We start from the raw sequence: 8,862 nt of genomic DNA on the forward strand, positions 1-8,862 counted from the left end.
TGGGGGCGGCGGGTAGATCGCCCCCGTCTTCCCCCCCCCGCCGTCTGCTCCACATCCCGCATCCGCACGGAAAACACCACTCAGACGAGCGAGGACATCCCGAGATGACCACCACTGCCACCGCGACGGTGTCGGCGAAACAGCGTCCAGGCGACCGCTGGTTCTCCGGAGCCGCGCTGTCCGCCGGCACGATGATCCTCGTGACGCTCGCCGCCGTCGCGGTGTTCCTGATCATCCAGTCGATCCCCGGCATCACGGCGACCAACGAGGACGCCTCCATCCTGAAGAGCGACTTCTGGTCCTACGTCGGTCCGCTCGCCTTCGGCACCGTGTGGGCGGCGGCCATCGCCCTGCTGATCGCGATCCCGCTCTCCATCGCGGTGGCGCTGTTCATCTCGCACTACGCACCGCGCAGGCTCGCGCAGGGGCTCGGCTACATCGTCGACCTGCTGGCCGCCGTGCCCTCCGTCGTCTTCGGCATCTGGGGCATCGCGGTGCTCGCCCCGGCCGCCCTCCCGGTCTACACCTGGATGACCGAGAACCTGGGCTGGATCCCGCTGTTCGACGGCAACGCCTCCGGTCGCAACATCCTGACCGCCGCGATCGTGCTGGCCGTCATGGTGCTGCCGATCATCACGGCCATCTGCCGCGAGATCTTCCTGCAGACCCCGCCGCTGCACGAGGAGGCCGCGCTCGCCCTCGGCGCCACCCGCTGGGAGATGATCCGCATGGCGGTGCTCCCCTTCGCCCGCGGCGGCATCGTGTCCGCCTCGATGCTGGGCCTCGGCCGCGCGCTCGGCGAGACCATGGCCGTCGCCATGGTGCTCTCGGCATCCGGCGGCATCACCTGGCGTCTGCTCACCGCGCAGAACCCCAACACCATCCCCGCGAACATCGCACAGACCTTCCCCGAGGCGTACGGCGTGAACATCAACGTCCTGATCGCCACGGGCCTGATCCTCTTCGTGGTCACGTTCCTGGTCAACGCCGTCGCGCGCTGGATCGTGAGTCGCCGCAAGGAATTCTCGGGAGCGAACTGACATGACCATGATCGAGAACGCCCCCGCCGCGGTGCAGCTCGCACCGCCCGCACGCATCACGAACGGCCGGCTCCCGGCCTGGTCCCCGTGGGTGCTCCTGGCCGCCTCCCTGGTCGTCTCCGCCGCCGTGTTCGGCGTGGTGGCAGCCGGCGGCGGCGGGTTCAACCTCGTCGGGACGATCATCGTCGGCGTGCTGCTGTACGTGGTGCTGATCGGCGTGATCTCCACGCTCGTCGAGGGCCGCCGCAAGGCCACCGACCGCATCGTGACGGCGCTGGTCGCCGCCGCGTTCGGCATCGCGATGGTCCCGCTCGTGTCGGTCGCCTACACGGCGCTGCAGAACGGCATCGCGGGCCTCAGCGCCGAGTTCTTCTCCAGCTCCATGCGCAACGTCGTGGGCGAGGGCGGCGGTGCGCTGCACGCCATCATGGGCACCGTGCTGATCACCCTGGCGGCAGCTGTGATCTCCATCCCGATCGGCCTGCTCACCTCGATCTACCTGGTCGAGTACGGCCGCGGGCGGCTCGCGCGCGGCATCACGTTCCTCGTCGACGTGATGACCGGCATCCCGTCGATCGTCGCCGGTCTGTTCATCTACGCGCTCTTCGCGCTGATCCTCACCCCCGGCATCCGGATGGGCCTGATGGGCGCCCTGTCGCTGGCCGTCCTGATGATCCCGGTCGTCGTGCGCTCCAGCGAGGAGATGCTGCGGCTGGTGCCCAACGAGCTGCGCGAGGCGTCCTACGCCCTGGGCGTGCCGAAGTGGCTCACGATCCTCAAGGTCGTGCTGCCCACGTCCATGGCTGGCATCGTGACCGGCGTCACGCTCGCCATCGCACGCGTGATCGGCGAGACCGCGCCGCTGCTGGTCACCGCCGGGTTCACGGCATCCATGAACTACAGCCTGACCGACGGCCGGATGATGTCGCTGCCGGTCTTCGTGTACACCCAGTACATGAACCAGGGCCTGCCCGCCGAGGCCTACGTGAACCGCGCCTGGGCGGCCGCCCTGGTGCTGATCGTCATCGTCATGGTCCTCAACCTCATCGCGCGACTCGTCGCCCGCTACTTCGCTCCGTCCAAGAGCCGCTGAGCCTGATCCAACCCGAAGGAACATCGTGTCCAAGAGCATCGAAGTCAACGACCTCAACGTCTACTACGGCGACTTCCTCGCCGTAGAGGGCGTCTCCCTCGAGATCCAGCCGCGCAGCGTCACCGCGTTCATCGGGCCGTCCGGCTGCGGCAAGTCCACCTTCCTGCGCACCCTGAACCGCATGCACGAGGTCATCCCCGGCGCCCGCGTCGAGGGCGAGGTGCTGCTGGACGGCAACGACCTGTACGGCCCCGGTGTCGACCCGGTGCTGGTCCGCCGCCAGGTGGGCATGGTGTTCCAGCGCCCGAACCCGTTCCCGACGATGTCGATCAAGGAGAACGTGCTCGCCGGCGTCAAGCTGAACAACAAGCGCATGTCGCGCTCGGACGAGGACGCGCTGGTCGAGAAGTCGCTGATCGGCGCGAACCTCTGGAACGAGGTCAAGGACCGCCTCGACAAGCCCGGCTCGGGACTGTCGGGCGGCCAGCAGCAGCGCCTGTGCATCGCCCGCGCGATCGCGGTCTCCCCCGAGGTCATCCTGATGGACGAGCCCTGCTCGGCCCTCGACCCGATCTCGACCTTCGCGATCGAGGAGCTCATCCAGGAACTCAAGAACGACTACACCGTCGTCATCGTCACGCACAACATGCAGCAGGCCTCGCGGGTGAGCGACAAGACGGCGTTCTTCAACATCGCCGGCACCGGCAAGCCCGGCAAGCTCATCGAGTACGACGAGACCGCCACGATCTTCACCACCCCGTCCGTGCAGGCCACCGAGGACTACGTCTCCGGCCGCTTCGGGTGATCTTCGGCGCCTGAACGGCAGCGGCACCCTGATCGGCGAACGATCAGGGGGCCGCTTCGGCGTCCGCCTCAGCGCGGGGACAGCAGGAAGGCGTTCAGCTCCGCCGTGAGGTCGGGATCGGATGCCAGCGGTGCGCCGTCCACGGCGGTGATCGCCACGGCCAGGCGGATGCTGGAGACCAGCCAGGCGGCATCCGCGGTCGCCAGGTCTGTGGCCGAGAGCGTCGCGTACGTGGTGCGGAAGCCACGCGACTCGAGGAGCTCGTACACGCTGAGCTGTGTCGTGCCGTGCAGGATGCCGCCGGACGGCGCTGGCGTGAGGAACTCGTCGCCTCGGCGGATGATCAGGGACGCCGTCGGCGCCTCGAGCACGAAGCCCTCGCGGGTGACGAACACGGCGTCGTCGGCGCCGCGCCGGTGCGCCTCGCGGAGCGCGGCCATGTTGACCGCGTAGGAGAGGGTCTTCGCACCGAGCAGCAGCCACGGCGCACGCTCCCCCGCGCCCAGGTCGTAGCCGCGGTCGAGCGTGACGACGCGCACGCCGTCGCGGCGGACCGCGGAGTAGTCGGCGGCAGGCGCGGCGGTGGCCCACGCGGTCGGCGCCGGTCCGTGCTCCACGCCCCGGCTCAGGATCAGCTTGACGACGGCCTCGCCCTGCGGGATCCGCGAAGCGGCGACCGCGACCGCCTGCCGCCACTGCTCCAGGTTCGGCGCCGGCAGGTCGCAGATCCGCGCGGAATGGGCCAGCCGCTGCACATGCGCCTCGACCTCGTTGGCGTGTCCGTCGACGACGCCGATCGACTCGAAGACGCCGTCCCCGCGCTGGGTGCTGAACTCCCCGACGCTGAGCGCCGGGGCCTCGACGTCCACGTCTGTGAAGGTGTCGGAGTAGTCGTCACGGGCATCCGCCACGTCGGCGGGGTCGATCATCAGGGCGTAGCGCTGAGCCATGTCCACAGCTTAGGACGGTGGGGAATACCTCTGCCGAAGACGCGTTACACTTGATCGGCCGGGCCGCATAACCCCGGGCTCCAACTTCTGCCGCTGCGAGCGGCCTTCCGCCGAGAGGCGTTCTTGCGGCCCGGTCTTTCTCTGTCCGGACGACGTCTCATACGGGCGCGTCTGCCGCCTCAGGTCAGCGCGCCGCGTCGCCACGCGGCCGCACTCGCGGACAGATCGTCGGCATAGCCGCTCAGACGCAGAGCGCGGCGGGTGAGCTCGCTGGCGCGGCCGGGCTCGGTGGGCTCGTAGTCATCGGCGGTGTGCGTGGCGCCGGAGGCCTGCACGCGGCAGTAGGCCGCTGCGCGCTCGAGCGCCACGGCGAAGTCTCCCTGGAACACCCCGCGCAGGATCGTGTCGACGAGTTCGGCGAGCTCCTCCGGGCTGGCCGGCGTCGGTGCCCCTGCGATCAGGCTGTCCGCCGACTGCAGTTCGACCCTGCCGCGCTCGTACAGCAGAGCGGTGGTCGCGGCATCGCTGCGGATCGCGATCTGCAGCAGGTAGAGCCGCCACAGCGCGCCGGGCAGCGACCGCGCGGGTGCGTGCGACCAGAGCTCGGCGATCTCGTCGATGCCGTGCTCGGAAGCGAAGGCGATCAACCGCTCGGTCGTCTCGCCCGTGGCGTCCTTCCGAGCCCGCTCGAGAAGAGCGGATGCCGTGGCGTGCGCGATGCGCGACTTCTCGGCGGGGTCCGCGGCTCCGACGAGATTGTCGAAGGCCGCGGTCGGACGCCGGACGGGACGGTGGAACTGCTCTGGCACTCGATCCAGGGTACGCCAGCCTCAGGCGGTGGGGATCACGATGATCGGCTCGCTCGTCGGCGCGCCGGACGGCGAGCCGCCGGACTGCTCCACCGTGACGGCGATCACGTCACCGGCGCGCATGGAGCCCTTCAGCAGAGCCGTCGCACTGCCGTCCTCGGGGGCGAACACCCCGGCGGAGACGGGCTTGTCGCCGCGCACGAACCAGAGCTCGTAGGTCTTGCCGGCCTCGGGCCGCTCGAGCCCGGACGCCACCAGCACCGCCTCGCCCAGGTCGGCCGACCAGTGCGCGGTGGCCGTCGCTCCGGATCCCAGCTTCACCGTGGCCTGAGCGGCATCCGGCGCCGAGCGGATCTCGTCCAGCGCGACGACGGAGGCCGGGCGCTGCAGCTGGGAGACGACCACCGCGGTGGCGATGCCGCCGCCGACGATCAGCACGAGGCACGCGGCGAGCGCGAAGAGCGCCCGCGACCAGCGTCTCGGGATGGGATGCGCGGTATCCGCAGCGGGGCCCGCCTCCGAGGCCTCCCCGGCAGGATCTGAGGGCTCGGGAGCGTGGTTCGCCACCGGCCCGGCATCCGCTCGGTCGTCCGCGCCTGACTGCGGCGTCGTCGCGATGCGCGCGAGCAGCTCGTCCCGAAGCATCGGCGGCGGAGCCACCGGCGGAAGAGCGTCGGCGAGGGTCGCCGCGATCTGCTCGTCCTCGTCGATGTGCTCGTGCCACTCCGGATGCGCTGCCCTCGCCTCGAGGAGACGCCGCTCGTCCGCTTCCGAGAGGGCGTGCAGAGCGTGTCCGGCCGCGAGCTCGGCGAATTCCCGCTCGTTCATGTCGACACCCCCAGTTCGCTGCGCAGCCGCGTCAGCCCGTCTCTCATCCTCGTCTTGATCGTTCCCAGCGGAGTGCCGGTCAGAGCCGAGATCTCGGTCTGACTGTAACCCCCGTAATAGGCCAGGATCAGCGCTTCCTGCTGCGCCTCCGGCAGCGCCGAGAGCGCCGCCACGACCCGCTCGCCTTCGATCTGCGCCTCGACCGCCTCTTCGACGACGTCCCGGGCCGCATCGAGGTCGCGGACACCGACGCGCACGTCACGATCGCTGCTCGACTGCGACGCCCGCACCCTGTCGACGGCCCGCCGGTGGGCGATGGTGAGCACCCAGGACCTGCCCTGCCCTCTGTTCGGAGCGAAGCGGCCGGCGGATTGCCAGATCTCCAGGAACACCTCCTGGAGGACCTCCTCGCTCTGCGAGCGGTTCACCACCACACGCAGGATCAGAGCGAACACGCGCGGCGAGAGGAGGTCGTACAGTTCGGCGAAGGCGCGCTGGTCGCCTGCGGCCACGCGCACCAGGAGGTCGGCTGCGCTGTCTCGCGCCGAACCGTCCTCCGGCACTTCCAGGCCGTCGATCACCATCTCCACCAGCATGCCGCATCCCCTCCTCTCCCGCCCCGCGCCACTCTCAACCGAAGGTGAATGAGTAGACCTGCACGCCCGGCGGCACCTCGACGGTCAGCTCGCCGACCGCCGGCCCGCCCTGCTTCACCCGGTACGAACGCGGGCTGCCGTCCACGTCGATGCGCTCGGTGGCGCCGTCGGGGCCCGTCACCACGATCCGGCCGGATCCCCCCATCACCATCCGCACCTCGTCGGCGCGGTAGGTCAGGCGGATGCTGCTCCCGTCGGAGCCCTCAGGCGGTGCGGCGTACTGACTCTCCACGTCCCACCGGCCGCTCAGCGCGAAGGTGTCCTTCGGCTGCTTCGCCGGGAACGCGAAGTCCTTCTCCCCGGATCGGTATGCGCCCTCGCCACCGTAGTTGCGGTCCTTCGAGAACCCCAGGAACGTCTCCGGGGTGGTCGAGCCCACCTCGGGCGTGCTGTCGGCGACCTCTGTGGAGGCGGGCAGCGAGACACCGGGATCGGCCTGCTCCAGCAGCTGCCTGATCAGCTTCTCGGTGGCGGAGTACGCGCCCTCCCCGAAGGCGATCTGCCGCACGACGCCCTTTGCATCGATGAGGTAGTGCGCGGGCCAGTAGCGGTTGCGGTACGCGGTCCAGGTGGCCAGGTCGTTGTCGAGCGCCACCGGATAGTCGATTCCGAAGTCGCGGATGCCGGAGGCGACGTTGCCCGCGTCCTTCTCGAAGGCGTACTCCGGGGAATGCACGCCGATCACCTGCAGACCCGCGTCGCGATACGCCTCGTCCCAGGCGACGACGTGCGGGATCGAGCGCTGGCAGTTGATGCACGAGTACGCCCAGAAGTCGACCAGCACCACCTTTCCGCGCAGCTGGTTCAGGTCGATGGCCTTCCCGTCCGGCGTGTTCAGCCACTGCTCGATGCCGCGGATCGCCGGGGCGGTGCCGCAGTCCTGCAGCGTGGCCGAGCCGTTCGTGCAGTTGCTGAGCTCCCGGTTCTCGTCGGTGACCAGCCCGCCCAGGTCGAGGGCCTCCGCCTGCTTGTCGGCGAGGTCCTGCTGCAGCGGAGCGGTGTAGTCCGGCAGCAGGCGCTGCAGCTGCTGCGGGACGTTGAAGACGAGACCGACGGCCAGCGCGATCATCGCGATGCCGGCGGTGATGCGCAGCCCGCGCTCCCGCGTGCGGAACGCGCGGATCCGCTCGACCAGCCCGCGCCCAGCGAGGGCGAAGACCAGGAGCGGAACGGCCACGCCGATCGCGAACGAGGCGGTGAGCAGCACCGTGCCGATGCCGATGCGCCCGGTCGAGCCCGCGACGATGATCGCGGCGAGCACAGGTCCCGCGCAGGGCACGAACACCGCGCCGAGGGCGAGTCCGACGCCGAATCCGCTCCCCCGGTTCTGCACCTCACGCCGGGGCAGCCACTGGAACGGCCGCTCCAGCAGCTGCTCGAGCCGGGGCACGATGAGCGCGACGCCGATGAGGATCAGGACGACGATCCCGGCCCATCGGATGACGTCCTGCGGCAGGTGGAGCAGGGAGAGCAGCAGCGATCCGGCCAGGGTCACGACGCTGAAGCTCAGCACGAGGCCCAGGATCACCAGGTAGGGGCGGCTCCGACGCGCGGGCGCCACCTGACCCTCGAATCGCGCCGACTGCGCGCCCCCGGTGAGGAAGATGACCGGGAGCACCGGCAGGATGCACGGGGAGATCCCCGTGATGAGGCCGCCGAGCAGCCCGATGATGATCAGATCCATGATCCGCCTTCCGTCGAGTGCTGTTCGGTCCCGGCCGGGATTCGGATTGCCGGACCGCGCCGCGGGCACGCCACGGGCGCGTACGGACACGCCCCTGAGGAGCCCGGGATGCTGCCGGAGAAAGACGTCCGAGAAATTCCCATCCGATCGCGCGAGGGCGCCGAACAACCCTCGACGCCGCGGGAGGTCCGCGGCCCTAGCAACCGGAGGTTGACATGCTCAGCACCAAGAAGAAGATCACCGCAGCTCTCTCACTCGGTTTCGCCGGCATCCTCGTGCTGGCGGGTTGCACGATGAGCGGCGGATCGGACGCGACCTCGGAGCCGAAGGCGCCGGAGACGTCCGACTCGGCGTCCCAGGCCCCCGAGACCATGGACCCGGCGGCGAACCTGGTCGGGCCCGGCTGCGCGGACTACGCCAAGCAGGTGCCGGACGGTCCCGGCTCCGTGCAGGGCATGTCCCAGGACCCGGTCGCCGTCGCCGCGTCCAACAACCCGCTGCTGACGACGCTGGTGTCCGCCGTGAGCGGGAAGCTGAACCCCGACGTGAACCTCGTCGACACGCTCAACGGCGATGAGTTCACGGTGTTCGCACCGGTGGACTCCGCATTCGGCAAGATCGACGCGGCCACGATCGAGGCGCTCAAGACCGACTCGAAGACGCTCACCTCGATCCTGACGTACCACGTCGTCCCGGGACAGATCGAGCCCTCCGACATCGTGGGCATGCACAAGACGGTCCAGGGAGCTGACGTCGACGTGACCGGATCCGGCGACATGCTCAAGGTCAACGACGCCAACGTGATCTGCGGTGGAGTGCAGACCGCCAACGCGACCGTGTACCTGATCGACTCGGTGCTGATGCCGCCGGCTCAGTGACCGTCAGGCGATGTCGGCGCGTGGGGACGCCTCGACATCGCCTGCCGGAGTGCCGGGATCAGGGAGGAGACCCGCACTCCGGGGAGAGCGCGCTCACCGGTCTGCCGGCGAGCGCGCTC

General features: G+C 69.8%; 9 protein-coding genes. 4 read left to right on the forward strand and 5 right to left on the reverse strand.

Annotated features, from left to right (window positions below; all coding sequences use genetic code 11):
• Nucleotides 1-104: 104 nt before the first annotated feature.
• From pstC to pstB, 3 genes are read left to right on the forward strand one after another with little or no spacing between them, the layout of a single operon-like run.
• On the forward strand, nucleotides 105-1,040 hold the full coding sequence (gene pstC, locus ACTJJ4_RS15615) for a phosphate ABC transporter permease subunit PstC (RefSeq protein WP_440944157.1): 936 nt from the start codon (nucleotides 105-107) through the stop codon (nucleotides 1,038-1,040).
• Nucleotide 1,041: 1 nt separating this feature from the next.
• Entirely contained in the window at nucleotides 1,042-2,133 is a 1,092-nt protein-coding gene (pstA, locus tag ACTJJ4_RS15620) for a phosphate ABC transporter permease PstA (RefSeq protein ID WP_440944158.1), read from the forward strand.
• A 25-nt stretch (nucleotides 2,134-2,158) separates the two neighbouring features.
• On the forward strand, nucleotides 2,159-2,938 hold the full coding sequence (pstB, locus tag ACTJJ4_RS15625) for a phosphate ABC transporter ATP-binding protein PstB (RefSeq protein ID WP_285636628.1): 780 nt from the start codon (nucleotides 2,159-2,161) through the stop codon (nucleotides 2,936-2,938).
• A 68-nt stretch (nucleotides 2,939-3,006) separates the two neighbouring features.
• On the opposite strand, the gene ACTJJ4_RS15630 is transcribed toward pstB, so the two are convergent.
• The 5 genes from ACTJJ4_RS15630 to ACTJJ4_RS15650 form a co-directional block, all read right to left on the reverse strand.
• Nucleotides 3,007-3,888: an aminodeoxychorismate lyase gene (locus ACTJJ4_RS15630; protein WP_440944159.1), complete on the reverse strand. Its 882-nt coding sequence runs from the start codon at nucleotides 3,886-3,888 to the stop codon at nucleotides 3,007-3,009.
• Between the two features lie 179 nt (nucleotides 3,889-4,067).
• Nucleotides 4,068-4,706 (reverse strand): DNA-directed RNA polymerase subunit beta, encoded by a 639-nt coding sequence (locus ACTJJ4_RS15635; protein WP_440944172.1) that lies wholly within the window; start codon nucleotides 4,704-4,706, stop codon nucleotides 4,068-4,070.
• Nucleotides 4,707-4,718: 12 nt separating this feature from the next.
• Nucleotides 4,719-5,525, reverse strand: coding sequence for an anti-sigma factor (locus ACTJJ4_RS15640; protein WP_440944160.1), 807 nt, complete (start codon nucleotides 5,523-5,525; stop codon nucleotides 4,719-4,721).
• A complete protein-coding gene (gene sigK, locus ACTJJ4_RS15645; RefSeq protein WP_440944161.1) occupies nucleotides 5,522-6,121 on the reverse strand; it encodes an ECF RNA polymerase sigma factor SigK in 600 nt (199 codons plus the stop codon). The genes ACTJJ4_RS15640 and sigK overlap by 4 nt, the downstream gene beginning before the upstream one ends.
• Nucleotides 6,122-6,155: 34 nt before the next feature.
• Nucleotides 6,156-7,865 (reverse strand): cytochrome c biogenesis protein DipZ, encoded by a 1,710-nt coding sequence (locus ACTJJ4_RS15650; RefSeq protein WP_440944162.1) that lies wholly within the window; start codon nucleotides 7,863-7,865, stop codon nucleotides 6,156-6,158.
• A 215-nt stretch (nucleotides 7,866-8,080) separates the two neighbouring features.
• On the opposite strand from ACTJJ4_RS15650, the gene ACTJJ4_RS15655 reads away from it, so the two are divergent.
• On the forward strand, nucleotides 8,081-8,743 hold the full coding sequence (locus ACTJJ4_RS15655) for a fasciclin domain-containing protein (protein WP_440944163.1): 663 nt from the start codon (nucleotides 8,081-8,083) through the stop codon (nucleotides 8,741-8,743).
• The last annotated feature ends 119 nt before the right edge of the window (nucleotides 8,744-8,862 follow it).

The sequence above is a fragment of the Microbacterium sp. 22195 genome, from assembly GCF_052056515.1.
Lineage (GTDB): Bacteria > Actinomycetota > Actinomycetes > Actinomycetales > Microbacteriaceae > Microbacterium.

What these genes read in the sequence shown, in the direction of transcription:
- pstC (WP_440944157.1), top strand. Translation starts at nt 105, where the DNA reads ATGACCACCACTGCCACCGCGACGGTGTCGGCGAAACAGCGTCCAGGC.
- pstA (WP_440944158.1), top strand. Translation starts at nt 1,042, where the DNA reads ATGACCATGATCGAGAACGCCCCCGCCGCGGTGCAGCTCGCACCGCCC.
- ACTJJ4_RS15630 (WP_440944159.1), bottom strand. Translation starts at nt 3,888, where the DNA reads ATGGCTCAGCGCTACGCCCTGATGATCGACCCCGCCGACGTGGCGGAT.
- ACTJJ4_RS15640 (WP_440944160.1), bottom strand. Translation starts at nt 5,525, where the DNA reads ATGAACGAGCGGGAATTCGCCGAGCTCGCGGCCGGACACGCTCTGCAC.
- sigK (WP_440944161.1), bottom strand. Translation starts at nt 6,121, where the DNA reads ATGCTGGTGGAGATGGTGATCGACGGCCTGGAAGTGCCGGAGGACGGT.
- ACTJJ4_RS15650 (WP_440944162.1), bottom strand. Translation starts at nt 7,865, where the DNA reads ATGGATCTGATCATCATCGGGCTGCTCGGCGGCCTCATCACGGGGATC.
- ACTJJ4_RS15655 (WP_440944163.1), top strand. Translation starts at nt 8,081, where the DNA reads ATGCTCAGCACCAAGAAGAAGATCACCGCAGCTCTCTCACTCGGTTTC.